The organism is Photobacterium rosenbergii, from assembly GCF_033022775.1.
In the GTDB taxonomy this organism is placed as follows: domain Bacteria; phylum Pseudomonadota; class Gammaproteobacteria; order Enterobacterales; family Vibrionaceae; genus Photobacterium; species Photobacterium rosenbergii_A.
Genome location: NZ_JAWJZI010000016.1, coordinates 10,744 through 37,236, shown reverse-complemented (window position 1 = coordinate 37,236; position 26,493 = coordinate 10,744). Strand labels below are relative to the sequence as shown.

Below are 26,493 nucleotides of genomic sequence, written 5' to 3'. Positions count from 1 at the left end.
AAGTGGTTGTTTTAGAGGCTAGAAGCTAGAGGCTAGAGAATTTTTCCAATCGCCTAGTGCCCATGGCCAAGTGCCGGTGCGATATTTTCAAGGAAAAGTGAATAAGCCAAAGCAATGGCAAATGGATATCGGAAGTATTTTTGCTGACGCAAAAAAGAACGGGCGCAACTTTCGTTGCGCCCTTAGGTCTTACTTGCAGCAATCCCGCTACTATGGTGCTCCCTGCATCATTCCGTTGACAGCTGTATTCCTTCAGCATTGTCCTTTTTACTTCGTCCTGAAGTGATCCTGTGGCCATCCTGACCCGTCAGTCCATCCTGTCCTGACTCTCAACATCCATCCTGGAGGTGTCCCTAACTTCTTCCTGAAGTGGTCCTTGTGTCATCCTGACTGGTAAACGTCCTGCTTACCGTTTTGCCGTTCCTCGGCTATCCCTTCACAGTCCTTGTTCGACATACCATCCTAGTACACCGGTCTCTTCCTGAGACAAACCAAGTCCTTGGCTTATTTCCTGTTCCGTTCCGTCAGTTCCTTCCGACAGGGTTTATATTACGTATTTCCCCTCCGGCAAAACAGCCGCTATCGCAAATTTCTTTCAGCCGACGATACAGTAAAAATCACCACCCAACAAAAAAACACATAATAACAATAACTTAATATTAACGGTGCGTTTATTCGTATCTCTTATTTCCTTGATGTCCCACGTCCTTGTAAGAGATCTCTCACAAACACACGAGATGAATAGGAATACCATGAACATGAATGGGAGCTGTCAGGCTGTAAAATTTCTCTATAATTAGTCATAAAACAATTTGCGCTAGCCAAGGAGTGTCCATGGAAACCTTCAACCACAACCTTGCTTCTCTTTTCAGCCAGTTGGGATTGAACAATTCCAAAGAGTTTATCGAAACCTTCTTGGCCGAACATCATCTTGCCCAGCATGAGCAGTTATCAGAGGCCCACTTCTGGCAGCCGGCGCAAAAACGTTTTCTCAAGGAATCACAAGAGCAAGATGCCGACTGGTGCGAGGTCATCGATCAATTGGATGCCCTGTTGAGGAAATAAGAAAGAAAATAGGCAAGAAAATAGCCCATGGCTTTGCTGTTGTATCCCAGGGCGTGATTGAGAGAAAATAGCCTGATAAAAGACAGCAACAAGGAAACAGCATGTCATCTGAAATTACCCAAGCCCTGACTGATGCAATCGATGCCCTGGTCGCCGAAGGCAAAGAGCCCTCGGTGGCACTGATCAAGTCACGGTTGGCTGATCCGTTACCGATGCCACTGATCATCAAAGCATTACAGAGCTGGAAATCGAGTGCCCGCGTACCGAAAATTGAAAAGGTGGAGAGCCAGCCTTCAGCCGAAGCGCGCATAGCCGCATTGGAGCAGCAAGTGGCCGCCCTTACGGCACGACTGGAAAAGCTGGAGAGCCAGCAGCCTTAGTAACCTAGTGCTTAGTAATAGGTGTCCAATGAACATGAAATAGAAAGCGCAGAACCCTCTGCGCTTTTTTATTACTGGAAATCCCAAGACAGGTTGGAGACGATACGGCACTTGTCGCACTTGTAGTGGAAAATACCATGCAGCGGTTCGTCCAGCCGCCACTGGCCGCCACATTTAGGGCACGGACGGTTAAGCTCGCTTTCAAGGCTTTCACCGCCGACTCGGTATTGATAGTAATAAGTCGGAATTTTGGTGATGTACTCGATCCGCCCGCGCAAGTCCCACCCCCGGCGGAAGATATCACTGTCGGCATCACGGATTTCATGCAGGGCGGCATGTTCAGCCTGACAGGCCCCAGCCATTTGTATTTCATCACACGCCTGCCATTCGGTCTGCCATTTCACCACCGCTTTGTGGTCACCGTTCAGCGTTGGCTCGGGCAAGCGGTATAGCGGGATCGGCATTAACGTCTCACCGCAGCGCAACGGCGAGCAAGTATGGACATAGGTGGTATAAATCACCTGCCAGCTCGGCGTGAAATTCTCGGCGGCAGCCTCGGAATTCAAATCCCTTCCCAGCAGCTTCACTTTAGGGCTGAGCAAACTAGCCTGACTCAGGCGATTCAAACAGGCCTTTACCTGAGGACTGTGGAAACGGGAATGCAGGCTTTCTTCTTCAGGACAAACCGCCCTTACCTTGAATGTGCCTTCATCCATGATGATAGGAAATTCGCGACCGAGCACCTGGCCATTATAACGCAAGGCATCCATCAGCCCATTGATGGCAGTGTCTACCGCTGCGACTGTCGTGTTATCAAAACACTCAAATTGCAATTCGACTACGTACATAACTTACTCAGCTTTGACAACAGGCTCTAGGGCCGCAAGGAAATCCTCAAGATTCGGGGAAAGCACTTCGCGATTGTCTTTCCCCAAGGTTTCTAAGACCACCTCTCCGGTGAGGTTGCACACCGAAATCACCTCACTTTCGGAGTCCATCGCCCCGATAAACACGGTTGGCTTTAGCTTCAAGCGACGCTGGGTCACCAGATGCCCCAAAATGTTTTCCTGCAGGCGCAACACATCGTCTTCACTGAATGCCTGCAGCAAATCAAATTCAATTGTACCGGTCACGGTTTGGAATCTGGCAGCCATGTCGCCGCTGAACTGAGCGCCGTAGAAGGCAACAATGTCTTCGTGCAGACGAAGCTCGATCCCTTTTTCGACACCGGCAAGATCCCCCACCGGCGAGCGTAAGGCTGGCTGCCAAGTGACTTCATAGCCATCATCCGCCTTGACGCAGGGTGATGAAAGGCCCACAAGATCATCACTGCGAGGAAAACCTTGACCTGCATCACACCATGCTTGCAAAAAACGGGAAGAAAAATCGGATAACGCCGCTGCAACGGGATGATTCATTCGCAACCTCTCAAAAGATTAAGTAAACTTTGGCTATTCTAATCCAAGTGTGTCCAGGACAGTATGAGCAAATATCAAGACGCGAAAGAATTAGCCGGTTTAACCCTAGGTAAAACGACGGAATACAAAGATCAGTATGACCCATCTCTTCTTCAGCCAGTACCACGTAGCCTGAACCGAGATGATCTGTCCCTTGGCGATACCCTACCGTTTACCGGTTATGACATCTGGACACTCTATGAGCTGTCTTGGCTAAACAAAAAAGGCCTGCCACAAGTGGCTATCGGCGAAGTTCGCCTACCTGCCGACAGTCCTAACCTGATTGAATCAAAGTCATTCAAACTTTACCTCAACAGCTTCAACCAAACCAAGTTTGACAGCTGGCAGCAAATTGCAGACACCCTGCAAAAAGATCTGAGTGAGTGTGCTGGTGCCGATGTGGATGTAACAGTGCAGCCGCTATCAGACTTTGACGATCAGCCAATCGCCAACTTCTTCGGCGAATGCATCGACGATCAGGATATCGAAATTACCGATTACGAGTTCGATCCATCGCACCTAGAAGGTGCTGCGTCTGAAGAGACGGTAACCGAAATTCTGCACAGCCACCTACTGAAGTCTAACTGCCTGATCACCAGCCAGCCAGACTGGGGCAGCGTGCGTATTTCCTACACCGGTCAGAAAATCGACCGTGAAAAGCTGCTGCGCTATCTGATCTCGTTCCGCAACCACAACGAGTTCCACGAGCAGTGTGTCGAGCGTATTTTCACTGACATCATGAAGTACTGTAAGCCAGAGCTGTTGACGGTTTACGCCCGCTATACCCGCCGCGGCGGTTTGGACATCAACCCTTACCGTACCAATATGGGCAAAACACCAAGTGACAACTTCCGTTTAGCTAGACAATAATTCTGCGAACTGATGACACCAAGCTGATTAATACAGACAAATGTGCAAAATATTACTCAGTTTGGTGTATGCCCGAGTTACTTGGGAAATAGTCCAGCAAAATCGAAGACTTTGCTGGACTTGGTAGGCTAACCCTTTAATATTGGTGGTACTGTTTTTTTGGGTTTTTGAAAGTATGTCTGCTAGCCGTTGGCTGATCCGCTTGCTGTTCATTGGCATGGTCTCGTTCAGCACACAAGCTAAAATTTTTACCACGCCAATTCTGGCAGAAGCTAATGAATTGCTCCAAACCAATCCAGAGCAATCCCTAGCTATCACAACCCGCTACCTCAACCAGCGCCGCCTGAGTGCACCCAAAGAAACGTCCCGCGTTCATATCAACGACGAAACCGATCATTCGGTCAGAACCCCACTGAGCACCGTCAATGCGTTGCAGATTTTGGCCAAAGCCCACTCACTGCTTAATCAACCCGAAGAAGCCATGGCTGCCGTCAAACAGGCCGAGAACCTCTCTGCAGAGGAAAATCTCACGTTCAGCCGACTCGAGAGCCAGTTGATCCATGCCGATATCTACTGGGGCAACCTGAAAAACAATGCCCGCTCGCTCAAAATGCTGGATGAAATTGATACTGATATTGCCGCCAGCTCCAATCTGATGCTCGACAGCCAGATCAAACGCCTGCAATACCAATCTCTGATGCAGCGCTCGGTGATTGAGTCAGCGACCGGTCAAGAAAGCAAGGCAGAAAAAGGCTTCCTGAAAGCCAAACGCTACCTGCTCAACCTTGACGATCCCGGCGAGCTGATTCACTACCAACTAGTCGTTGGCAGACACTACTTCGAACACGGCCATTATGATACGGCTCTCGACCGCCTACTGAGCGGCTACTGGCTGGCGGTGGAAAACGATGACCAAGCCCAAACCGCAGTGGCCAACTACGAATTAGCCATCCTGTTCGAGCAACGCAAGGTATTCGACAAGGCCCTTGAGCATGCGACTCAGGCCGGTGAGTTCTTCGAGCTTTACGATCGCAGTCGACCACTGGCCAAGACACTGGAACTGATCGCATCCATTTATGAGCAGCAAGGCCGCTTCAACCTGGCACTGGTCCATTACTTCAATGCCTTGGATCAGGAAAACCAGCTCGACAGTGATATCCGTTCGGCAAGACTGCGACTCAACATAGCCCGAGTATACCTGCAACTTTACAACTACCCGAAATCTGAGCAGTACCTTCACCATACCCGATTGATCGCGACCCAAACCGGTAACGAAGCCATAATGGCGGAGGCGCAGATCCTCCAGGGCGAACTTGGTTTAGCTGAAGGCAACCTTGAAGAGGCAGTTTCCAACCTGCAAACCGGACTGATTGCAGCCAGCCGCATCGGCAATAGTGAGCTCCAGCTGGAGGGAGAAAGTCTGCTCTCCAAGGCCTTCGAGCAACAAAACGATTTTTACAATGCCCTACTCAGCCAACGTCGATATGAGCAGCTGTTTAGTACCAAGCAGCAGGCGCAGGTGAAGAGTAATGTCGAGGTGTTCAAGCAACAACAACGCATGCTTGAGCGCTCGTTGCACCTTGAAGAGCTGGAACGCCAGCAATTCGAAAGCAGCAAAGCCTTGTACAAACAGAAGAATGTGACTATTTTCCTGTTCTGCCTCAGCGGCGTGATCTTCATCCTACTGATGCGGCGCCACAAAACCGCCAAGCAGCTTCAGGCCCGCCTACTGCGTTTGCGTAACGATTTCTATACCCACCCTCGCAGTGGGCTGAGAAACCTGCGGATGCTCACGGCCAAACTGCCTAACTCCCTGCAGCAAAGTAGCGCCAACTTCGAGCAATGGCACCTGGGAGAGATCATCAACGAGCCACTGAGTGACCGTCTCCGCTTTGCCTTGTTCGAGGTACCTTTCCTCAAGCATATTTATCTCAAGCACGGCTACCAGCAAGGCCTCGATCTCGAGCGCCAGTTCGGTGAATACCTCAACCAGCAGATATGTGAACCGGCAAGGCTTTACCACTTCTCCGATGCGATGTTCTTGTATATCGAGCCGAACTCACGCTTGGACTCGGCACCGGATCAGCTGGCCAACTCACTCCAGCAATTGGTTGATCGTTTCCTCGAAGGTAAGCATATCGATAACCGCGTCAGGATCGGTATGGCGGAATACCCATTCCTGCCAAGGGCCTACACGGCGATTAATGACCATGAGCTGCTCGATATTCTGCTGATGGCAACCAACGCTGCCCGAGAAATCAGCAAACAGGAGTCCGGCAGCCAATGGGTTCACCTCAGTGCCATTGATGCCGCACCGGCCGCCAGCTTTGCCAGCGACAATATTCGCCGTTCATGCATCCAAGGCATACACAATGGGCTAGTAAAAGTACAAACTTCAGGAAGTTGCGACATTAGCTGGAACAACGATCACGTTTCTGACAAAAATATCAGTTAATCTGATGGAATTATTCGGTACATGGCCGATAACAATGAATTAAGAGATAGTTTTTGTTAGCATGAAATTTCCTATCATTTATTTAACCATATGATAAGAAACAAGTTTACCACCATCATGGACTGCGCTTTAGCCCTGTGACAGACATTAATGCCGTAGCTTCGCAATTGAGTCAGCTGAAGCTGCGTTTGGATCAAGCTCAACTCTCACACCGAGACGCTTCGTTGAAATCTAGGCGAGAATTGGCGATCCTCAAACGCCTGATCAGCAGGCTGTCTGTTGCCTGTCGCGGTATCGACACAGAACTTGATGAAAAGCTGGCAATACTGCGCCAAGACTTGGAGCAGCAGAAAGATATCAGCCAGCTGATCCCGCGCATCGCCGTCGTCGAAAGACTCGCCAACCGGATGGGAGAAATTCAGCCCAAAGAGCGAGAACAGCTGGATAAACAGTTCCAGCGCAGTAGCGAAATCTTACGCCGTTTCCCAGGATTACCTGCCCAGCTAAAACGCGACCTTAATCAACTTCTTTCCCAGCCAGCCACCTCACTCTCAGGCTCCTTCGAACAAGTGCTCGGATTGATGACCTTGTATGAACGTGCACTTAAGCTGGTAGCCACCAAGGGGCTGCAAAACAATCCGGCCGCGATACAGCAAGACTTGCTGATGAAGCTGACGGCTGAGCTCCAGCACCTGATCACCGAGCTCGACTTCGATGGAGAGGCCGGCGACAAACTGCTGACGATTCGCAACCAGTTACTCAAAGGGGTATCACCGTCATCGCTTTTGGAGATTGCCCTTGAGGTTCTGCGTCTGGTGCTTGATGGCACCCACCAGGAACGCCACACCTCACAGCAGTTCCTTGACAATGTAAATGGTGAGCTGGGTACCCTGAGCAAGACCACTCAACAGAGCGCCGAGCAAAGCCACACCATCTACGAGCACCGTGGTGAGATGACCAATGAACTGGCCGAGCTGGCACAGTCAATCAAGTCAGGACTGCAAACTCACAAGCAGCTCGATAGCTGGCGACCTGAGCTGACGCACCTCACCAAGGAGCTTCTGGTACTTGCCGAGCGCAACAAGGCATTGGAAAAACGTGAAAAAGCCTTGTTGGAACAGCTGAACTACAACAAATCAAAGATAGAGCACCTGTACGAACAAACGCAGGATTACCGCCAACGGCTTACCGCCCAAGAACAGCGTATCTTCCTCGACAACCTCACCAAGGTGTACAACCGCAGTGCCCTCAATGAACGGCTTGAGCATGAATACCGTCGCTGGCTGCGCTATCAGCACCCGCTATGCGTAACTTTGGTGGATATCGATAGCTTCAGTGCGGTGAACCAGCAATACGGTCATCAGGCTGGTGACAAAATTCTCAAGATCATCGCCCGTACCATTCGCAAGCAACTTGAGCCGACCGATTTTATCGGCCGTTTCGGCGACGATGCCTTCATGTTGATCCTACCGGATGTCAACGAGGAGCAGCGCAACCAGCGCCTGGCGGCTATCCGCCAAGCCGTTGCCCAGCTACCGTTCCGCTTCCGCGATAACAATATCTCCATCACCGTTTCGATGGGGGCGACCTTGTTCGAGAGCAATGACACCCCAGCCGATATCATCGAGCGGACCGATAAAGCCCTCACCGGTGCACGCAGCGCCGGTAACAACCGGATTTTCTGGATTTTCTGATCCCACCTTAAATCATCAGCCTATCAATGGCTGGTAAAAACGGGCTACTCTGTGTATGGTAAATATATCAGTCACTTGTATTTCACTTTTCTCATAGGCTGATCTTCAGGAAACAGAGTGTACTCCCAACCGGTTTACTTTCTGCTTCATCCGGCAGTATTCACCGATTCTTCCTACAATGAATACACCCAGTGGATACCGCCGCCTTGTCATGACCAGGGAGGTAATCATGATCACTCATATCAGTCCCGTAGGTGCAATGGACCTACTTTCCCAACATGAAGTCGATTTACTCAAAGCAACGGCTTCTAGTGACATTTATCGTCTGTACCGGAACTGTTCACTGGCGGTACTCAATTCAGGCAGCCACACCGACAACTCAAAAGAGCTGCTGGAAAAACACAGAAGCTTCGACGTCAACGTCATGCGCCGCGAGCGCGGCATCAAACTTGAGCTAATGAACCCGCCAGAGCATGCGTTTGTCGATGGCCGGATCATCCGCGGGATCCAGGAGCACATGTTCGCCGTCCTGCGCGATATCGTGTACGTCAACATGCATGTCCAGCAGCGCAAGGACATCAACCTCACCAGCTCACCGCACATCACCAACTTTGTCTTCAGTGTGCTGCGCAACGCCCAAACCGTTCGCTCCGGTGAAGATCCCAACATCGTCGTGTGCTGGGGCGGCCACTCCATCAACCCGGTCGAGTACCAGTACACCCGCGAGGTCGGCAACGAACTTGGACTGCGCGAACTCAACATCTGTACCGGTTGTGGCCCGGGAGCAATGGAAGGGCCAATGAAAGGTGCTGCTATCGGTCATGCCAAGCAGCGCTTTCCCAATAGCCGTTTTATCGGCCTGACCGAGCCTTCGATAATCGCTGCTGAGCCACCAAACCCGATCGTCAACGAGTTGGTGATCTTGCCGGATATCGAGAAGCGTCTGGAAGCCTTCGTCCGGGTCGGTCACGGTATTATCATCTTCCCGGGCGGTGCCGGTACCGCCGAGGAGCTTCTCTATATCCTCGGTATTTTGATGGAGCCGCAAAATGCCGACCAGCCAATGCCTGTGGTACTGACAGGGCCGAAAGAGTCCGAGCCTTACTTCCGCACCCTCGACAGCTTTATTCGCGATACCCTGGGTGAAGATGCCACCAAGCATTACCAGATCATCATTGACGATCCAGAGCAAGTTGCCCGGGTAATGAAGTCCGCCATGCCGCTGATCAAAGAGCACCGCCTGGCAACGGGTGACGCCTATAGCTACAACTGGTCATTGGCTATTCCACCGGAGTTCCAGCTACCTTTCGAACCAACCCACGAGTCAATGGCCAGCCTCGACCTGCACATGAACCAGCGTCCTGAGCACCTCGCGGCTAACCTGCGCCGGGCCTTCTCCGGTATTGTGGCAGGTAATGTCAAGGAAGAAGGGATCCGGGAAATCGAGCGCAAAGGCCGCTTCAAGATCAATGGTGATAGCATCCTGATGAAACGGATGGACAAGCTGCTCGCCCAGTTCGTCGAACAGCAGCGAATGAAGCTACCCGGCAGCCATTACGAGCCGTGCTACGAGATCATCACTGCACTACCGCCAATTGCGAAATAATCGCGGCCACCAGCCAGATGGCGGTGCACATTGCCAGCAACTATGCGTACAATAAAGGGTCTGTTGACCCTTTTTTCTTTACTGCTACACGGTTTACGCTATGTCGTCTATCCACCTTGTCATCATTGATGCCCTCAACCTGATCCGCCGAGTTCATGCCGCCCAGCACGGCGAACCCGATGTCCACAACACCGCCAAAGTCTGCTGCCAGGCGCTGGGCAAAATCATCAAAAGCAGTCAACCAACCCACATCGTGGCGGTGTTCGATCACCATGGCGAAGACCGCGGCTGGCGTGCCGAATTGCTGCCCCATTACAAGGAAGGGCGCAAGCCCATGCCGGATGAGCTGATGACGGGGATGGATATTATCCAGGACGCTTTCATGGATATGGGGATCGACTCGCTACTTTCTGACGGTGATGAGGCCGATGATTTAGTGGCAACGCTGGCACTGAAAGTGGCCTCCCGCGGCCAGCAAGTCACCATCATTTCCACCGACAAGGGCTATTGCCAATTGCTACAGCCAACCTTGCGGATCCGTGATTACTTCCAGCAGCGCTGGCTCGACAGCCCGTTTGTCGAAAAAGAATTCGGCGTCAAGCCCGAGCAACTGCCAGACTTCTGGGGCTTGGCAGGGATCAGCTCAAGCAAAATCCCCGGTGTTACCGGGATCGGCCCCAAGGCCGCAGTAGAGCTGCTTAGCCTCTACCCGAACCTCGAAGCTATTTTGGCAGCAGACGACCTACCGCCAAAATGGCAGAAGAAAATCGATGCCAGCCGCGATGAAGCCGTTGCTTCCAAGCAGGTTGCCTCACTGAAAACCGATTTGGTGCTGGGGTTCAATTTGCAGGATATACGCTTTACGGTGGGATGATAGGAAGAGCGGGTCCTGTGGTCCTGTGGTCCTGTGGTCCTGTGGTCCTGTGGTCCTGTGGTCCTGTGGTATTAGGCATTGAGCATAAAAAATCCCCAAACAAGTTTGGGGATTTTCAGAAATATCTTCGCTGACCATTTTAGTGCTTTCAAACCATAGCACCATAGAGCCATAGAGCCGCTTGTTGTAATTAATGCGGCGAGCGGTTATCTAGGCGTTGGATATGTACCGTGATTTCCTCGCGGTCGTGGTACAGGTGTTTGGCCTGCAGCTTGAATTTCACCCCATTCTGGATCAAGTATACTTTCAGGTTCTCGATATCCTGCAGTACCTCGTCATAGCGGCCTTTCATCGGTAGCTTGAGGTTGAAAATCGCTTCTTTCGCCCAGCCTTTGATCAGCCAGTCACCCATCAGGTGAGCGACTCGGGCCGGCTTTTCAACCATGTCACACACAATCCAGGTCACGTTCTTACGCGGCGGCTCAAATTTAAAGCCGTCAACCATGTGGTGCTTGACCTGTCCGGTATCCATCAGGCTCTGTGCCATCTGACCGTTATCAATCGCGTGAACAAACATCGAACGCTTCACCAGCTGGTACGTCCAACCGCCCGGGCAAGCACCCAAGTCAACACCCCACATACCCGCAGCCAAACGCTCATCCCACTCATCACGCGGGATAAACACGTGGAAAGCTTCTTCCAGCTTCAGGGTTGAGCGGCTTGGTGCATCCGATGGGAACTTAAGGCGTGGGATACCCATGAAGAACGGCGAATTGTTGGTGGTGTAGGAATAACCGACAAAGCAGCAGCCCGGCGCAATGAAGCACAGGTGCAGAACCGGCTTTTTCGGGTTGTCCTTGGCGTACATCGCACCAGACTTACGCAGCGCCTGGCGCAGCGGCACAGTAAACTTGCGGCAGAATTTCAGCAGTTCTTTGGCTTCGTTGGTATCTGGCGTTTCAACACGCAGATCACCACAGCGAGGGAAGTCTGCCACCATTTCCATGATTGGCGAGATACGGTCTTCCTGCGGCAGATCTTCAAGCATTGGCATTACCGCAATCATCTGACGAGCAAAGATCAGCTCGGAAAATGGCTGCTGCTGGATAAACGTATCCGCATCACCCGGCTGGTAGAACTCAAACAATACATAGCCGGTATTGTTTTTCGCGCGAGGAAAGCCATACAACTCCAGTGCATTTGCTTTGTCTTGAACTTCACCGGCACATTCCTTCTCGAAGCCGGGACGGCAGTACAACAGAACTTGATTCACTCTCAACCCTCAAGCTGAACGCCAGGCAGCCACTGCGAGCGCTACCCAGCCTATGATAAAACAGACGCCTCCCATCGGGGTGATGGGGCCAAACCACTTGATACCCGTCAACGCCAGCGCATACAGACTGCCGCTAAAGAGTATGATCCCTGCCACAAAAAACAGGGCTGCGTATGATACCCCTTTTGACGGAAGAATGCGTGCCAATATTGCACAGCCGAAAATCGCCAAGGTATGCCATGCCTGATACTGGACACCAGTTTCAAACACCCCGAGCAAATACGGCGGCAAATGAGCCTTCAATCCATGGGCAGCAAACGCCCCCAGTGAGACTGTCACTGCCCCGCTCAATGCCGCAAACACCAGCAACAAGCGGCTTGCTTTATTGTCCATGCCTTACTCCTTGGCCGTACAAGCGTTGATAAATGCAGCCAGCGCTTTTACCGCCAGCTGACGGTTGCCCGGCTCGGTATGGCCAGATACCTTGCGCGGCTTGAAGCTGTGATCGCCGTCCGGCAGGAAGCTGACTTCAACATTCTGGGCATACTCCCAGCCTTCGACTTCACTTCGGGTCCCGAAGGTATCTCGCTCGCCTTGCAGAATAAGTGTTGGCAGGCCAATCGTTCTTAGGTGGTCGCCACGGAAGTTCTCGGGCTTGCCCGGCGGATGGAAGGGAAAGCCTAGGCAAGCGACACCTTTGACCTTCTCTTGGCAGTTCGTCACATCCGGTGATTCATCCGCGATGTCGGTGACAATAAGGCTCGCCATGCGTCCGCCCATCGATTTGCCGCCAATCACCAAATTTCCTTGCTCGGCAAACGCCTCGATATGACGTTGGAAATCCAGCAACAGCTTAGGCTGCCTATCCGGCGGACGTTTCTTGCCATCTTCGCGGCGTTTTACCATGTAGGGAAAATCAAACCGCACCACCCTGATCCCCTTTAGGGCTAAGCCTTTGGCGATATCAGCCATGAACTCATGATCCATGCCGGCCCCAGCACCGTGGGCAAACAGGAAAGTTGCGTTGTACTCACCGTTTGGCGGGGTATCAATAATATATTCAGTCATCGTTTTTTCAGCCTCTTCCCTGTATTACAGACCATCTTCCACATCCGGCATATCTTCCTGCTCGCGGGCCGCTTTCGCCAATACCCAATCACGGAAGACCTGGATACGCCCGGTTTCGGCCTGGCGCTCCTGGCATACAAGGAAGAAGGCGTTCTTGCTCATCAGCACTTCGTCGAACGGACACACCAAGCGGCCAGCTTCCAACTCTGGCTGCGCCAATACGTTGTTGCCAAGCGCAATCCCCTGACCATGTGCCGCCGCCTGTAACACCATGGTCGAATGGCTGAAGATCGGCCCCTGGTTGACGTTGGTGCCCTCGATACCGTGGTGGCGGACATAGTTTTTCCACTCTTTACGCGAGGTATCGTGCAGCAAGGTGTGGAGTTTAAGATCGTCCAAGGTGCGTAACGGTTTAGCGCCGTTAAGCAGCATCGGTGAACACACCGGCAGAAGGAATTCTTGGTAGAGCTTATCGGCCCGTAGTCCCGGCCAATTGCCCCGACCGTAATAGATAGCCACATCGACATCTTCCGTCAAAGAGCCCTCATCCAAATCCACCGCTTTGATCCGTACATCGATATCCGGATGCTGCTCGTTGAAATCGGCCAATCGCGGCACCAGCCACTGGATGGCAAAACTCGGAGGTAAACTAATGGTTAGCGCCCCTTTCGCGCCGCGTTCCAAGACCTTATCCGTGGCATCTGAGATTGCAGAAAAGATATCTTTTATGTCAAGAAAGTAGCTTTGCCCCTCTTCAGTTAGCAATAAAGAGCGATTACGACGGCGAAATAATTTGAGCCCCAAAAATTCTTCAAGCGCTTTAATTTGGTGGCTTACAGCAGCTTGTGTGACAAATAACTCTTCCGCTGCACGGGTAAAGCTGAGGTTTCGGGCCGCCGCTTCGAACACCTTTAGTGAATTGAGTGGAGGGAGACGTCTAGACATACTATTCCTGCATTAGTTTTTTTTATGGGAAACATTATAAAATGTCCATTGTTCAAGTGCTACATAAACCATATGATTTGCCCCGCAACGGTGAGCAAGGCCAAGTTTTTAGCCCTCAGGCTTTTGGCCGACCGCACCGTTGCGATGTTGTGTTTGCATATTGTCCGGGTTATGCCGGATCGGTAGTCAATCTACCAATTTTACTTCCTGTATTTTTGACCTGTCTGTCAAAATTAATTCTTGGCACTGCGCCCCAACGCAGTGCCTTTTTTTTGCCTTCAACTTATTAGCTTACGGGGGAGTGATGATGCTGTCTAACCTCGACGTGCCGTTTATCCACCACTTATAATTGAAGCAACCGGAGAAATACTTGCCCTATTGTTTTTTTCGCCGCATGATCTCCCCCTTGTCTTTTTTGCTATGTGACACACCATGACTGCCCAATTTGATATCCAGCGTATTCGCCAGCAATTTCCTGCCCTGGCCCAAGAATGCAACGGCCAGCCACTGGTCTACCTCGACAGTGCAGCCACCACCCAGAAGCCTCTTGAGGTGATTGAGACAATCCGGCAGTACTACAGTGGTCACAATGCTAACGTCCACCGTGGCAGCCACACCCTTACCGCCGCTGCAACGGCACAGTTCGAGCAAGCAAGAGAGACCGTACAGCGCTTCATCAATGCCGCCGACAGCAAGGAAATTATCTGGACCCGCGGCGCTACCGAAGCCCTTAACCTGATCGCCCAAACCTATGCCCGCAATACCCTGCAGGCAGGCGATGAAATTCTGGTTAGCGAACTGGAGCACCACGCCAATATCGTGCCGTGGCAGATCGTCGCCGAGCAGACCGGGGCCAAAGTGGTGAAAATTCCAATGCACGGCGATTGCACCTTGGATATGGATGCTTTTGCCCAGCGCTTAACGGCTAAAACCAAGATTGTGGCCGTTGCCCATGTCACCAATGTGACGGGCACCCGCAACCCGGTCGAAACCCTCATCAAAGCGGCCCACGATATCGGGGCAGTTACCGTGATTGACGGCGCCCAGGCAGTGGCCCACGAAACTGTCGATGTGCAGGCACTTGATGCTGATTTCTATGTTTTCTCCGGCCATAAAATCTTTGCCCCGGCAGGCATTGGCGTACTTTACGGCAAGAAAGCCCTGCTAGAGGCGATGCCGCCTTGGCACGGCGGGGGCAAAATGGTGGAAAAGGTCAGCTTTGACGGCACTACGTTCTCTGCCCTGCCGGGCAAGTTCGAAGCCGGTACGCCCAATGTGGCAGGCAGCCTAGCGATGGCCGCGGCCATCAACTGGTTGGAAAGTCTTGACCGAGAAGGTGCCGAGCAGCATATCCACGCCCTGCGCCAGCGTGCTATTGAAGGTATCCAGGATATCGAAGACTTGCAGATTGTCGGCCTGCAGCCTAGTGCCAGCCTGTTTTCCTTCGTGGTGGAAGGTGTACACCATCAGGATATTGCGACCTTGCTTGATCAACAAGGCATCGCCCTGCGCGCTGGTCACCACTGTGCCCACCCTATGATGGATGCCCTCGGTGTTAGCGGCACACTGCGGGTGTCGATTGCGCTGTATAATACCGAACAAGATATTGACCAATTCATTGCTGCGCTGCACAAAGCCTGCAGCCTGCTTTAGGAGAGATTATGACGCTGCCAAGCCACCCTTTTGGTACCGAAATTACCTGCGAAGCGATTATCGCGCAAATGAGCCAGGCCCACGGCTGGGAAGATCGTTACCGCAACGTGATCCAACTGGGGAAGAAACTACCTGCTATGCCTGAAGAACTAAAGCAGGACGAGCTCAAGGTCAGTGGTTGCGAAAGCCAAGTATGGCTCACCCACCAGCAGCAGGAAGACGGCAGTTTCCATTTTGCGGCAGACTCTGATGCGCGTATCGTGCGCGGCCTGATCACCTTGGTACTCGCTGCCTATGAAGGCAAGAACGCCGAGCAGATCCAGGCGTTTGATATCGATAGCTATTTCGAACAGCTTAACCTGATCGCCCACCTTAGCCCTTCGCGCGGTAACGGGCTCAAGGCAATTGTCGAGCAAATCAAAGCATTGGCTGAAGGGTAAAGCAATACCTGGTACCAAGCTAACAAGATCGAAAAAGCGAGGCGAGCCTCGCTTTTCTTTTATCTGATGCTGCCCGAATACTTTATTTCTGCAGGTACTTATCGACCAGTTTCTGCAAAATTCGAGAGACAGCAACAAAACCGAAAGTCGCAGTCACCATGGTCGCAGCCCCGAAACCGCTGGCACAGTCCATTCGTTTCGGTCCTTCAGCGGTCGATTTCACACCACACACCGAGCCATCCGCCTGTGGGTACTTCAACTGTTCGGTCGAGAAGACACAATCAATACCAAACTTGCGCTTTGGATTCTTCGGGAAGTTGTGGTGGCGACGCAGGGTGTCACGCAGCTTCTTCGCCAACGGATCCTGAATGGTTTTGGTCAAGTCCGCAATTTGGATCTGGGTCGGATCAATCTGACCGCCCGCGCCACCTGTGGTGATCACTTTGAGCTTGTTGCTTTTGCAGTAAGCTAACAGCGCCGCTTTCGGCTTCATGCTATCGATAGCATCCAGCACATAGTCATAACGACCGTCGATGTACTCAGACACATTTTCCGGCGTGATGAAGTCATCAATCAAATTGACCTTACACTCAGGGTTGATCAGCTTGATACGCTCAGCCATCACCTCGATTTTGCTCTGGCCTACCGTGCCCGACATGGCATGGATCTGACGGTTGATGTTGGTAACACAGACATCATCCATATCAATCAGGGTCAACTCCCCGATACCTGAACGTGCCAGCGCTTCTGCGGCCCATGAGCCCACACCGCCAATACCAATTACGCACACATGTGCGGCACGGAAAATTTCCACTTCGCTGTTGCCGTAAAGGCGACGAGTCCCGCCAAAACGCTGGTTGTAATTGTCTGATGCTGGGGTATCTAGTTCTCGCATGGCTGTTCCGCGCTGATTAACACATTCATAAAGAAAGAGTGCGATTTATACGCACTCTTAGGGAAATTGTCCAGTCGGTAAAAGTTAAACCGAAAGGCTAGACTAAGGAACTAAACAGCTACACTACGGCGTGGCCCACGGTTGCTCAGTTTGCGAGCCCTGAAGGCCTAGTTTCCAGACCCTGCCAAAGTGCTTGTAATGACCGGCATCCACGCCAGCTTGGGCCCCCATGCCATGGTATAGGTCAAGGTGGTTTTTCTTCACCGCCCCGCCGGTATCAAGTGCCATTAATAATTTAAGCACATGCTTTCCATTCCAGTTGCCAGCTTCATCGAGTTGAGGCACTTCAGCCAGCAGCACGCTGCCCATCGGCAAATAGTCGCGATCCGCCGCAACCGAAGCATGCGCCTGTAATGGGATCCCTGCGGTACCCATTACGTCGAGATTGTCCTGCGGTTTAAAAAAAACATAAGACGGATTCTGCTCCAGCAGCTCGCGGACAGTCTCCTCATCCTGCTGGCTTACCCACTCATCAATCGCCCTGAGAGACATCTTTTCACGCGGCACTTCCCCGCGCTCGATAAGGATGCGGCCGATACTGACGTAGCGGTGACCGTTTTTCCCTTTGTAGGCAAAGTACTGAAGCTGGTCATTGTCATCGAAATGAACAAAACCACTGCCCTGTACTTCCATCATAAAGACATCAAGCATTGACGCGCTATAGCCAAGCTCAAGCCCTTTACCTTCAAGCGCCCCGGCATAGATCTCTGCCCTGCTCGGGCATTTCTCTTCACACTCTGGCATACCGTACACAGGGTAACGGTATTTCTCGTCCGGCTGATGGCGCAATTCGATCACCGGGGAAAAGTATCCCGTGAACATCACGTTACCATAACCGTCTCCGCCCCCCATCTGGGCAACGTCGATGCCGTAATTGCCCAGATCAGACAACTCACTTCCAGCTGCAACCCAGTTTTCTATCTGTCGATAAAGGGCCTGATAATTCGCCGCCATTGACGGAGATCGCTCGATGACTTTCTCCATCTGGTTGGAAAACTCGCTAAAATCTTTCGGTTTATCAGACTCCACAACCGAAACTTGGTTGAGTACCTGGTCAAACTCACCATCTAGGTATTGCTGACCACGATCAGTTGGCTTGGCACAGCCCACCAACCCCATAATTAAAAGAGCAATCGTTGCTTTTCGAAACACCGTGAATCCTATATCGTCTTATGTGGAATCCAATTTTTCCTCAGTGTAACCAACTGAGGCACTCCCGCCTACAAGTGGTTACGCCCGAAAACTATTTTGCCGATCTTTTTCTTATCTGTGTCAGCAGTTTGTCTGAATTGACTCGCATTATTCAACCAAACACAACCATATGCCATTGCTGTCATATTTGTGTCATAGTTGTCCTGTAATTAATAAAAACGTCACGGAAATGTCATCAAAGATCGCATGGAGGCGTTACATGGACCAACCATTGAAAATAGGCAAAGACACCCTATTAGACATCAACTCAGTTGAATACCAATGGATACGTAACTTGGTGAATGAAGGAAACTCGCCACATCAGGTCAATACAGTGATCCAGCGCTGCTTGGGAGGCAGTTCGGATACAGCAGATATCATGAGAAAGGTGGCACTCAAGCAGATCCCGGTCAACCAGTTACTGCGCAGATTACCGACGCCACCAATGAACTAGTTAGACGGCCTTATGTCCATCATCTTTTGGCGTGAAAAAGTTGAAATGTAATGGGCTGGACTCTGGCGGATCAGCCGACCCGAAAGATAGGAGTAAATATAAAGATCATCACCACGCAAATACTTCAGTTTGCTGCCATCCCATTGAAATTGGGTATTCACCTGACGGCCGTTGACAAACACGCCCTCAGGGCGGATTTCAAAGCTGTCCGCAGCATAAGGGGCTACATCCTGCTCGGTCCAGATCCCGTTGATATCTGGCAGATGCCTATCTTGTGCGAGTGTGTTATCAAACAAGCCAGCCAGCAACAAACCCAACGCAATTGCGCCGGTGACGGCTACTGCCATGGCAAAACTGATCAGTCGGTGAGTAAACAAGGGGGTCTTTTGCTTTGTGGCCATAACTCTTAAAAACATAGCGCGTTTCCACGCCAATATACCCCAAAGCAACTATCTTTCGGTACTTATCTGCTTACCATGGCAAATAACGAGATCTTCTCCCCAACTTTTATCTGGGTATTACATATCGATAACATCGACAATCAATGAATTTTTATTGACATAAATCGCATAATCATTAATAACATCTCTATTACCTCTGCGTGAGGCATAAGCCCGCACATTTGCCACACAGCTACAAGGAAAGCCAGCCGTGAAGTTCAGAAGTACCGCCTTGGTCAAAGGGTTCCGCCAGTCGGCCCCCTACCTCAACGCCCATATTGGCAAAACCATTGTCATCATGGTTGGCGGGGAAGCCATCGCCCATGAAAACTTTTCCCATATCGTCAATGATATCGCCCTGCTCAACAGCCTTGGGCTGCGTATTGTGATGGTGTATGGCGCCAGACCGCAGATCTCGAGTCTGGCCGAGCAAATGAACTACACGACGCCCTACCACAAGGGAGTGAGGGTTACTGACGAACGGGCGCTGGAAATTGCCAAGCAAGCGGCGGGCCACCTCCAGCTCGATATCACGGCAAGATTCTCGATGGGCTTGAACAATACACCGATGGCAGGCTCGCAAATCAATATTGTCAGCGGCAATTTCGTTATCGCCCAGCCCCTGGGTATTGATGACGGTGTGGACTATGCCCACAGCGGCCGGATCCGCCGCATTGATACCGAAGCTATCCATCGCCAGCTTGATCAGCGCGCCATAGTGCTACTCGGGCCCATTGCCAGCTCGGTAACCGGTGAGTGTTTCAACCTGACCTCGGAAGAAATTGCCACCCAACTGGCGATAAAGCTAAAAGCAGACAAGCTCATCGGCTTTTGTTCCGAGCAGGGGGTGCTGGACAGTGAAGGGAGCGTGGTGTCCGAAATGCTGCCCATTGAAGCTGAGCATGCCTTGCAGCGGCTAGTCGAGTTACAACAGGAGGAACGAGGCACCGGCCGCTTTCTGCGTGGTGCGATCACAGCCTGCCGGGCGGGGATCCCCCGTAGCCACCTGATCAGCTACAAGGAGGACGGCGCCTTGATCCAGGAGCTGTTCTCACTCGATGGCATCGGCACCCAAATTGTGATGGAGAGTGCCGAACAGGTTCGTCAGGCGACGATTGATGATATTGGCGGGATCCTTGAGTTGATCCGCCCATTGGAGCAAGACGGGATCTTGGTCCGCCGCTCGCGGGAGCAGCTGGAGCAGGAAGTAGAGCAGTTCACTATTATTGAGCGTGATGGTCTAATCATAGGGTGCGCGGCATTGTACCCATTCCCTGATGAGCGTATGGCTGAAATGGCCTGTGTCGCCGTACACCGCGATTTCCGTGACGGTGACCGAGGAGCCTTGCTGCTAAACCAACTCAAACAGCAAGCCAAGCGGATGGGGCTGGCCTATCTGTTTGTCCTCACGACCCGCAGCCTGCACTGGTTCCGGGAGCAGGGCTTCAGCGAATCCAGCGTCGAAAGCCTACCGGTCGCCAAGAAGGCGCTGTACAACTTCCAGCGCCGATCCAAGATTCTGATTTTGGATTTGTAGATTGCCAACCAGTAAGAAAAACAAAGCCCGCTTACAACTGGCTGAAAAATAAAACTCCCAAAACGCACGAGTACATCCATGTAGCTCCAACCCATCTTCCCTGATGGGTAGGTTTGGGAGTTTTATTCAACAGCCAGCTATTCAAGTTCCTCAAAAACTATTTCAAATAACCATTTAAAATAACTACTTCAACAAGCTCGCCAAGCCACTCGCCCGCTCTGTCCGCATCGTCACGGAGCGGTTAAGTACATCTTTGGTCGCAAACATATACAGCTTGGACTTGGCCCGCGTTACCCCGGTATACACCAGTTCACGCGTCAATATCGGGCTGAAATCTGGCGGCAGCACCATCAAGGTATCGGCAAATTCCGAGCCTTGTGATTTGTGGATAGTCATGGCGTAAACCGTGTCGTGTTCAGGCAAGCGGCTTGGCAACACACCACGGATAGTGCCGTCCGGCATCTCGAAGTAGACCCGTAGTGGTCGGTTGCCCGTCACAGGGTCTACCTCACTGTCATACATGGCTATCCCGATATCACCATTATACAGCCCCAAGCCGTGATCATTCTGGCTGATCATAATCGGCCTGCCGACATACCAGGTATCTTCGCCCGGGGCGATTTTGCCCTTACGTGCTAGCGCCTTTTCAATACGCTGGTTCAAGCCAGCAACACCAAAGTCACCTTCCCGCACCGCACAAAGCAATCGAACCTGGGCAAATGCCTTTAGCACGTCGCCTGGATCCTCGCCTTTTTCAATCGCTTCAAGGTATTTACTGTAAAAAGCCACGACATAGGTGATCATGGTTAGGTAGGACTCACTACTCAGCGGGTGATGCTGGAGATCTTTAAACCCCTTATCCCACACCTGTTCAACCTGATAAGGCTTGCCGCTGTTGATTGCCTTGGCTAACTGGCCAATCCCCGATTGGGCATGGAAGCGGTAACTCTTTTGCAGCATACACAAACTATCGGCAACCGCGGCGGGGACCGCTTGTGCCTGCTGGAACTGGAAACCGGTCAACTGACCCAGCAACTGGCTTTGTGCCGGGGTATAGCCCTGCTCGGCAAAACCACAGATATCACCCAGTACCGCACCTGCTTCGACCGATGCCAGCTGATCCCTATCGCCAAGCAAAATCAGTTTGGCATGCGGCGGCAAGGCATCGAGCAAGCGTGCCATCATAGGCAAGTCGACCATCGAGGCTTCATCAACCACCAGCACATCCAAGTGCAGCGGATTGTCCCGATTATGGCGGAAGGCAACCCGGTTAGGGATAGCACCCAACAAGCGGTGAATGGTACTCGACTGGGTCGGAATATTGCTTTTCACCACATCATCAACGGCTAACGAGTCTACCGCCGAGCCAATCGACTCGGTCAACCTGGCTGCCGCCTTACCGGTCGGCGCAACCAGCTTGATGTCAGGCAACTGAAGCGCGCCTTGCTCATCCCTTTCATCTCGCTGAATAGCCTGGGTCACCAACGCCGCCAGCAATTTCGCCACTGTAGTTGTCTTACCGGTACCCGGACCACCCGAAATCACCGCAAACTGGCGGGTAAGGGCAACAGCTGCGGCAACTTTCTGCCAGTTCAGGCAACAGCTCGTAGGCACCAAGGCATCTAGTACCGCTAATTCATCCACGCTAGCAGCCGACTGGAGTGCGGTATCAATTGCCGACCAATCGAGCATTTGCGGGGTGACAACATCCAACTTATCGCAGACTTCACGCTGTCTGTCCGCTGGGGTGCCACCAGACTGTACCAACTGCTGGAGGGCAGCAAACAGGTAACGGTAATCGCGGGCAAACAGCTCATCGAGCTTGGCCGCCATCAACTCAGGCTGCAAGCCATCTTCGCCGCTTTGTGCCCGCAGGCGCAGCTGGTTGGCAACCATTTGCTCGAACTGCCAGTAACGGTTGAGATAAACCCTATCGCCATCCATCACCAGCGGTGTCGGCCGGCTGCCATCAGAAACCGCTTCTGATTGAGCCAGATGCGATTGCCATAACTGAGGCTCTGGTAGCCCATCAACCAACGGTAAGCTGAGCTTAGCCGGCAAACCAAATAGCCTTGCGGTATCAAGCTGTGACAACAACAGACAGACATGGCCTTGCCCCAACTCATAACTCGCCAATGCCGCGACGAGCGCCACTAGCTTATCGCCCTGGGCGACAAATTTGGCAAACTGGTGATCCAGCGGGCGCAGGTAACCTTGACGAACAAGATTTTCAAGCTGAGCCAAGCTCGCAGGGGAAGCGTTGCTCTCAAGGTGATTAGGCATCTGGGAATTCTCCGTCAATCAAGCTCTCCATTTCGGTCAGCAGAGCCAGCGACGGCTTGGCTTTGAATATGCCGCTATCGCTGCCGGACTTCACGCCGCGCAAGAAGATGTAATACACGCCACCGAAGTGGTCATCGTAGTTGTAGTTGGCCTTACGGGCCTTGAGAAAGCGGTGCAGCGCCAGTGCGTAGAGCTGGTACTGCAGATCGTAGCGGTGCTCGATCATCGCCTGATCCAACATGTCATCACGGTACACGCCCGGATCGTCACCGAGCCAGTTAGACTTCCAGTCCAGTACGTAGTAACGGCCATCGTGCTCGAACACCAAATCGATAAAGCCCTTGAGCATCCCGCTCACGGTGGCAAAGCCCAGCTCACCGGCTTTAGCCGACAAGTTATCATGACGGGCAATCACTTTGTTGAGCAGTGGAGCCGAAAGCAGATTGATCGGCAGCATGAACTCCATCTCGGTAAGGCGCTGAGACGGAGCCAACTCGCCCAGGCGCATCGCATCGCCATCAAGCGGGCACGTCAGTACATCACTGATCATGGTCTGCAATACCGGAAGCCATTCCTCGTCGTAGTTCTCAAGTCGAAGCAGTTCGAGGATCTTTTCCGTGGTTTCCGGGCAGTCGACCGGAGCCGTAAACTCAATTTCCTCAAATAGGGTATGCAGGAAAGTACCCGGACGCGCTCCCTTCGGAAAGGTGTAAATCGATCTAGCCGGCTCGACTTCCTCATCCCCCAAGGCTTCATCGCCCGAGGAATCAGTATCGAAACCCGGCAGCTCGAAAGACGCATCATGGTGGCTATGGCCTTGCTTGATCAACCCCGAGTAACTGGTGATCCACCAGCTGCGGTCGATGTCTTTATCAAATACTGACGCCGACAGCTGCGGCTTTTCTTCCTCGACTGGCAACCAAAGTTCTTCTGGCAAAGATGGCGGCGGCAATACGGTCACAGCCTCGGATTGTGAAGCCAGTGAATTCAAGGCATTGGCCAACTCAGTCAAGCCCCCTTCCTGGGCATTTTGCACCAGCCAACCAATTGCCGAGCGGTGCAAGCCGGTTGGCTCCTTGCGGCTTAGTCCATTACGAATTGGCGACATACCGATATAACAGCCATAAACCGCACGAGTTAGGGCTACATACAGCAGACGCAAATCTTCAGCCAACCGTTCTTTTTCGGCCAGCTCCATACTCTCTTCATTAGCGGCAATATCCAGCACTGATTGCTGGCTCTGCTCGTCGTGGAACAGCGCTGTACTGGCTTCGCGGTAGCTACAAACAAAAGGCAGGAACACAATGTCATATTCCAGTCCTTTGGACTTGTGGATAGTAACAATCTGCACCAAGTTTCGGTCTGATTCCAAACGCAATTGCTGCTCATCGGCATTGCCATTGGGCTCTTCGATATGCTCCGCCAGCCAGCGTAGCAAACCATGGTCACTGTCCAGGGTCTGGCTCGCCTGCTGCAACAACTCACCAATATGCAAGATATCGGTCACCCGGCGCTCTCCCCCATTTTGGCTCAGCAAAGTCTCGGGGATCTGACGCTGGGCCAGCATAAATCGCAACATTGGCAATACCCCACGGGTTTGCCACAGCTTGCGGTAAGCGCGGAACTCCGACACATATTGCTCCCAGACGCTTTCGCTGGTGTTCATCGCATCCAACGCCTGTGCTGTCAGTCCAAACAGGCTTGAAGCCAATGCCGCCCGCATATTGCGGTCATCTTCAGGGGTCAGTACCGCCTGCAGGAAACGCAAGATATCCATCGCCTCGGTACAGGCAAATACACTGTCACGATTGGACAGGTAAACACTGGCGATCCCCTGCTCAGCCAAGGTACGGCGGACCAATGCCGCTTCACTGCCGGTTCTCACCAATACCGAAATATCGCTGGCATGGATAGGACGAGTCTGCTCGCCATCCACCAGTGTTGCCATGCCCTGCTGCGATAGAGTAAGGATTTTTTGAATTTCTGCCGTGGTCGCCTCGGTCATCACCTGCTGGTAATCACCTTTTTTGATTGGCTCCTCGGCTTCTTGATGCCAAAAGCACATTGCCGGTTGCTTCACACCGTCAAGCTCCCAGCCTCGCCCCTGTGCTTTGGGGCTGTGGTCAACCGGCAGGAAGGTAATATCTTCGTCGTAGATAAACGGACGGTCAGGATGCTGGAAGATGCGGTTTACCGCCCCGACCATTTCAGCTGTCGAGCGCCAGTTGGTACCCAGTGTGTAGTGGGCTGTCACTTGGCGACGCGCTTGGATATAGGTAAAGATGTCGGCACCACGGAAGGCATAGATAGCCTGCTTGGGATCGCCAATCATGAACAAACCACAAGGGCTGCTTTCACCTTCCGGCGGTGCTTGTTCCATGCGCTGCTCGCCGTAAATCGTGCTAAAAATACTGTACTGCAGCGGATCGGTATCCTGGAATTCATCGATCATCGCCACCGGGAACAAATGGCGGATACGGCTCGCCAGCAAGCCACTCTCATCCTGACTCAAGGCCGCTGACAGCTGGGTCAGCAAATCATCGAACGATAACCAGCCCTTGCGCTGTTTGGCTTCGATAAGTAACTGACGGCACTCCTTGATCGCATGGGCCAATAGAGGATCACGCACATTAGGCTTGTTAGCCAACAGCTCTCCAATCGCCACAAATACCGGATGCTCCGGTGGCTGTCCCTTACTGGTCTTGTCAAACAGCACCTGCTGATCAAACTTATCCAATGATTTTGGCAGTTGGTAGCCGGTGTTATCCCGCTCGGCCCACTCACCCACTTCTGCCAGTGCCTTTGGCAAACTGGTCTTGGTATAGCTGCGTTTGTTCACGCCGGAGCTGGCAATGATGTCATGCAAATCGCCGGCACTCTCACGCCACAGCTGCTTCACATGGTTAATTCGCTGCAGGTTATCTTCGTGGACCTGCTCGAGGCTGCCTGATAGCTCGGGGGCACGTACTGTTATTTCGGCCCCGGACAAGAACCGGTTGATCTCAGAGAGCAGCGCACCGGGGGCCGCCCATAGCTTGCGTACTTCTGCCGCCAGGCTTCGAGGTAATGGGTAGAAATTACGGCGCCAGAAGTCGGCAACCACCTGCGCCCGCAAGTGGCTTTCTTCGGTGACAAACTCATTGTTGAACAGACTGCCCGACTCAAAGGCATTCTGGGTAAGCATCCGCTGGCAAAAACCATGGATGGTAAAGATCGCCGCTTCATCCATCTGGCGCTCGGCCTGTAGCAAGATAGCCGCTGCCACTTTGTGATCCCTGATATCTTCCAGCAAAGGCTTGATCACCGGATCACTGCTGCTGCCACGACTGAAGGCCAAACGGGCATCGTGGATCCGGCGCCGGATCCGGTCTCGAAGCTCTGCCGTCGCCGCTTCGGTAAAGGTCACCACCAAGATCTGGTCAACCGTCAGCTCGCGAGGGAAACGGGTCTGGTCATCACCATGGCCAAGCAGCAGGCGCAAATACAAACTGGCGATGGTGAAGGTTTTTCCGGTACCGGCCGATGCCTCGATCAAGCGGTTGCCGTGAAGAGGAAAACGCATCGGCTCCAGCGGCTCCGGAGTGATGAGAAGTGAATGTTGAGTCATAGAATACGCCGATTCCTATCAGTGAACTGGGCCACGGTTTCATTACAAAACCCAGCCCGCCCGAAATTATTTTTTGTGATCTAGCACGAATTCAAATAAATATATCGAATTTCAGCACTAACCCATCTATCAATATGAGAGACGTTTCACGGTTTCCGCCTATCTGGTCCGCTAGTATCTGAGCCACGAAATTTGGTCAACCTCTGGACCGGTGGCCGTACAGCGAACACCCTACAATCAATAATG

Annotated in this window: 22 protein-coding genes; 11 read left to right on the top strand and 11 right to left on the bottom strand. The window is 52.3% G+C overall.

Features of this window, described 5'->3' with window-relative positions; all coding sequences use genetic code 11:
• Positions 1–834 precede the first annotated feature (834 nt).
• Positions 835–1,065 (top strand): DUF2789 domain-containing protein, encoded by a 231-nt coding sequence (locus tag R2X38_RS22255; protein ID WP_317524552.1) that lies wholly within the window; start codon positions 835–837, stop codon positions 1,063–1,065.
• A gap of 101 nt (positions 1,066–1,166) precedes the next feature.
• Entirely contained in the window at positions 1,167–1,445 is a 279-nt protein-coding gene (locus tag R2X38_RS22250; RefSeq protein ID WP_317524551.1) for a hypothetical protein, read from the top strand.
• 71 nt (positions 1,446–1,516) lie between these two features.
• Here the strand turns inward: R2X38_RS22250 and R2X38_RS22245 are convergent, their stop codons facing one another.
• Both R2X38_RS22245 and syd read right to left on the bottom strand, forming a co-directional pair.
• Positions 1,517–2,293, bottom strand: a complete 777-nt coding sequence (locus R2X38_RS22245) for a Zn-ribbon-containing protein (RefSeq protein WP_317524550.1) — start codon at positions 2,291–2,293, stop codon at positions 1,517–1,519.
• Positions 2,294–2,296: 3 nt separating this feature from the next.
• Positions 2,297–2,863, bottom strand: a complete 567-nt coding sequence (gene syd / locus R2X38_RS22240; protein ID WP_317524549.1) for a SecY-interacting protein — start codon at positions 2,861–2,863, stop codon at positions 2,297–2,299.
• Positions 2,864–2,926: 63 nt separating this feature from the next.
• On the opposite strand from syd, the gene queF reads away from it, so the two are divergent.
• The 5 genes from queF to xni all read left to right on the top strand — a co-directional run bounded on the left by queF (position 2,927) and on the right by xni (position 10,401).
• Positions 2,927–3,772, top strand: coding sequence for an NADPH-dependent 7-cyano-7-deazaguanine reductase QueF (gene queF / locus R2X38_RS22235; protein ID WP_317524548.1), 846 nt, complete (start codon positions 2,927–2,929; stop codon positions 3,770–3,772).
• A gap of 175 nt (positions 3,773–3,947) precedes the next feature.
• Positions 3,948–6,227, top strand: coding sequence for a GGDEF domain-containing protein (locus tag R2X38_RS22230; protein ID WP_317524547.1), 2,280 nt, complete (start codon positions 3,948–3,950; stop codon positions 6,225–6,227).
• Between the two features lie 137 nt (positions 6,228–6,364).
• Positions 6,365–7,921, top strand: a complete 1,557-nt coding sequence (locus tag R2X38_RS22225; protein WP_317524545.1) for a GGDEF domain-containing protein — start codon at positions 6,365–6,367, stop codon at positions 7,919–7,921.
• Between the two features lie 229 nt (positions 7,922–8,150).
• The gene (gene ppnN / locus R2X38_RS22220; RefSeq protein ID WP_317524543.1) at positions 8,151–9,527 is read left to right on the top strand and encodes a nucleotide 5'-monophosphate nucleosidase PpnN; all 1,377 of its coding nucleotides are present in this window, start codon (positions 8,151–8,153) and stop codon (positions 9,525–9,527) included.
• 100 nt (positions 9,528–9,627) lie between these two features.
• A complete protein-coding gene (gene xni, locus R2X38_RS22215; RefSeq protein ID WP_317524542.1) occupies positions 9,628–10,401 on the top strand; it encodes a flap endonuclease Xni in 774 nt (257 codons plus the stop codon).
• Positions 10,402–10,591: 190 nt separating this feature from the next.
• Here the strand turns inward: xni and rlmM are convergent, their stop codons facing one another.
• Genes rlmM through R2X38_RS22195 form a run of 4 tightly spaced genes read right to left on the bottom strand, consistent with a single transcriptional unit; the run spans position 10,592 to position 13,687 of the window.
• Positions 10,592–11,674, bottom strand: coding sequence for a 23S rRNA (cytidine(2498)-2'-O)-methyltransferase RlmM (gene rlmM / locus R2X38_RS22210; protein WP_317524541.1), 1,083 nt, complete (start codon positions 11,672–11,674; stop codon positions 10,592–10,594).
• A gap of 9 nt (positions 11,675–11,683) precedes the next feature.
• Positions 11,684–12,067: a DUF423 domain-containing protein gene (locus R2X38_RS22205; RefSeq protein WP_317524540.1), complete on the bottom strand. Its 384-nt coding sequence runs from the start codon at positions 12,065–12,067 to the stop codon at positions 11,684–11,686.
• A 3-nt stretch (positions 12,068–12,070) separates the two neighbouring features.
• Positions 12,071–12,742, bottom strand: a complete 672-nt coding sequence (locus R2X38_RS22200) for an alpha/beta family hydrolase (RefSeq protein ID WP_317524539.1) — start codon at positions 12,740–12,742, stop codon at positions 12,071–12,073.
• Between the two features lie 24 nt (positions 12,743–12,766).
• Positions 12,767–13,687, bottom strand: coding sequence for a transcriptional regulator GcvA (locus tag R2X38_RS22195; RefSeq protein ID WP_317524537.1), 921 nt, complete (start codon positions 13,685–13,687; stop codon positions 12,767–12,769).
• Between the two features lie 432 nt (positions 13,688–14,119).
• Between R2X38_RS22195 and csdA the strand changes: the two genes are divergently transcribed.
• Positions 14,120–15,340 (top strand): cysteine desulfurase CsdA, encoded by a 1,221-nt coding sequence (gene csdA, locus R2X38_RS22190; protein ID WP_317524536.1) that lies wholly within the window; start codon positions 14,120–14,122, stop codon positions 15,338–15,340.
• A gap of 8 nt (positions 15,341–15,348) precedes the next feature.
• The gene (csdE, locus tag R2X38_RS22185; RefSeq protein ID WP_317524535.1) at positions 15,349–15,780 is read left to right on the top strand and encodes a cysteine desulfurase sulfur acceptor subunit CsdE; all 432 of its coding nucleotides are present in this window, start codon (positions 15,349–15,351) and stop codon (positions 15,778–15,780) included.
• Between the two features lie 82 nt (positions 15,781–15,862).
• Here csdE and tcdA read toward each other — a convergent pair whose 3' ends face one another.
• Both tcdA and mltA read right to left on the bottom strand, forming a co-directional pair.
• Positions 15,863–16,675, bottom strand: a complete 813-nt coding sequence (tcdA, locus tag R2X38_RS22180; protein ID WP_317524534.1) for a tRNA cyclic N6-threonylcarbamoyladenosine(37) synthase TcdA — start codon at positions 16,673–16,675, stop codon at positions 15,863–15,865.
• Between the two features lie 123 nt (positions 16,676–16,798).
• Positions 16,799–17,887, bottom strand: a complete 1,089-nt coding sequence (mltA, locus tag R2X38_RS22175) for a murein transglycosylase A (protein ID WP_317524533.1) — start codon at positions 17,885–17,887, stop codon at positions 16,799–16,801.
• Positions 17,888–18,146: 259 nt separating this feature from the next.
• Here mltA and R2X38_RS22170 point away from each other — a divergent pair, with 259 nt between their 5' ends.
• On the top strand, positions 18,147–18,380 hold the full coding sequence (locus R2X38_RS22170; RefSeq protein WP_317524532.1) for a hypothetical protein: 234 nt from the start codon (positions 18,147–18,149) through the stop codon (positions 18,378–18,380).
• On the opposite strand, the gene R2X38_RS22165 is transcribed toward R2X38_RS22170, so the two are convergent.
• A complete protein-coding gene (locus tag R2X38_RS22165; protein WP_317524531.1) occupies positions 18,377–18,796 on the bottom strand; it encodes a DUF2850 domain-containing protein in 420 nt (139 codons plus the stop codon). The genes R2X38_RS22170 and R2X38_RS22165 overlap by 4 nt on opposite strands.
• Before the next feature lie 235 nt (positions 18,797–19,031).
• Here R2X38_RS22165 and argA point away from each other — a divergent pair, with 235 nt between their 5' ends.
• Positions 19,032–20,357 (top strand): amino-acid N-acetyltransferase, encoded by a 1,326-nt coding sequence (gene argA / locus R2X38_RS22160; protein WP_317524530.1) that lies wholly within the window; start codon positions 19,032–19,034, stop codon positions 20,355–20,357.
• 183 nt (positions 20,358–20,540) lie between these two features.
• Here the strand turns inward: argA and recD are convergent, their stop codons facing one another.
• Both recD and recB read right to left on the bottom strand, forming a co-directional pair.
• Positions 20,541–22,640, bottom strand: coding sequence for an exodeoxyribonuclease V subunit alpha (gene recD / locus R2X38_RS22155; protein WP_317524529.1), 2,100 nt, complete (start codon positions 22,638–22,640; stop codon positions 20,541–20,543).
• A complete protein-coding gene (recB, locus tag R2X38_RS22150; RefSeq protein ID WP_317524528.1) occupies positions 22,633–26,247 on the bottom strand; it encodes an exodeoxyribonuclease V subunit beta in 3,615 nt (1,204 codons plus the stop codon). Before recB ends, recD begins: the two co-directional genes overlap by 8 nt.
• Positions 26,248–26,493 lie beyond the last annotated feature (246 nt).

What these genes read in the sequence shown, in the direction of transcription:
- syd (WP_317524549.1), bottom strand. Translation starts at nt 2,863, where the DNA reads ATGAATCATCCCGTTGCAGCGGCGTTATCCGATTTTTCTTCCCGTTTT.
- R2X38_RS22230 (WP_317524547.1), top strand. Translation starts at nt 3,948, where the DNA reads ATGTCTGCTAGCCGTTGGCTGATCCGCTTGCTGTTCATTGGCATGGTC.
- ppnN (WP_317524543.1), top strand. Translation starts at nt 8,151, where the DNA reads ATGATCACTCATATCAGTCCCGTAGGTGCAATGGACCTACTTTCCCAA.
- recD (WP_317524529.1), bottom strand. Translation starts at nt 22,640, where the DNA reads ATGCCTAATCACCTTGAGAGCAACGCTTCCCCTGCGAGCTTGGCTCAG.
- queF (WP_317524548.1), top strand. Translation starts at nt 2,927, where the DNA reads ATGAGCAAATATCAAGACGCGAAAGAATTAGCCGGTTTAACCCTAGGT.
- tcdA (WP_317524534.1), bottom strand. Translation starts at nt 16,675, where the DNA reads ATGCGAGAACTAGATACCCCAGCATCAGACAATTACAACCAGCGTTTT.
- R2X38_RS22205 (WP_317524540.1), bottom strand. Translation starts at nt 12,067, where the DNA reads ATGGACAATAAAGCAAGCCGCTTGTTGCTGGTGTTTGCGGCATTGAGC.
- csdE (WP_317524535.1), top strand. Translation starts at nt 15,349, where the DNA reads ATGACGCTGCCAAGCCACCCTTTTGGTACCGAAATTACCTGCGAAGCG.
- csdA (WP_317524536.1), top strand. Translation starts at nt 14,120, where the DNA reads ATGACTGCCCAATTTGATATCCAGCGTATTCGCCAGCAATTTCCTGCC.
- R2X38_RS22200 (WP_317524539.1), bottom strand. Translation starts at nt 12,742, where the DNA reads ATGACTGAATATATTATTGATACCCCGCCAAACGGTGAGTACAACGCA.
- R2X38_RS22255 (WP_317524552.1), top strand. Translation starts at nt 835, where the DNA reads ATGGAAACCTTCAACCACAACCTTGCTTCTCTTTTCAGCCAGTTGGGA.
- R2X38_RS22170 (WP_317524532.1), top strand. Translation starts at nt 18,147, where the DNA reads ATGGACCAACCATTGAAAATAGGCAAAGACACCCTATTAGACATCAAC.
- R2X38_RS22195 (WP_317524537.1), bottom strand. Translation starts at nt 13,687, where the DNA reads ATGTCTAGACGTCTCCCTCCACTCAATTCACTAAAGGTGTTCGAAGCG.
- R2X38_RS22245 (WP_317524550.1), bottom strand. Translation starts at nt 2,293, where the DNA reads ATGTACGTAGTCGAATTGCAATTTGAGTGTTTTGATAACACGACAGTC.
- R2X38_RS22250 (WP_317524551.1), top strand. Translation starts at nt 1,167, where the DNA reads ATGTCATCTGAAATTACCCAAGCCCTGACTGATGCAATCGATGCCCTG.
- recB (WP_317524528.1), bottom strand. Translation starts at nt 26,247, where the DNA reads ATGACTCAACATTCACTTCTCATCACTCCGGAGCCGCTGGAGCCGATG.
- xni (WP_317524542.1), top strand. Translation starts at nt 9,628, where the DNA reads ATGTCGTCTATCCACCTTGTCATCATTGATGCCCTCAACCTGATCCGC.
- R2X38_RS22165 (WP_317524531.1), bottom strand. Translation starts at nt 18,796, where the DNA reads ATGTTTTTAAGAGTTATGGCCACAAAGCAAAAGACCCCCTTGTTTACT.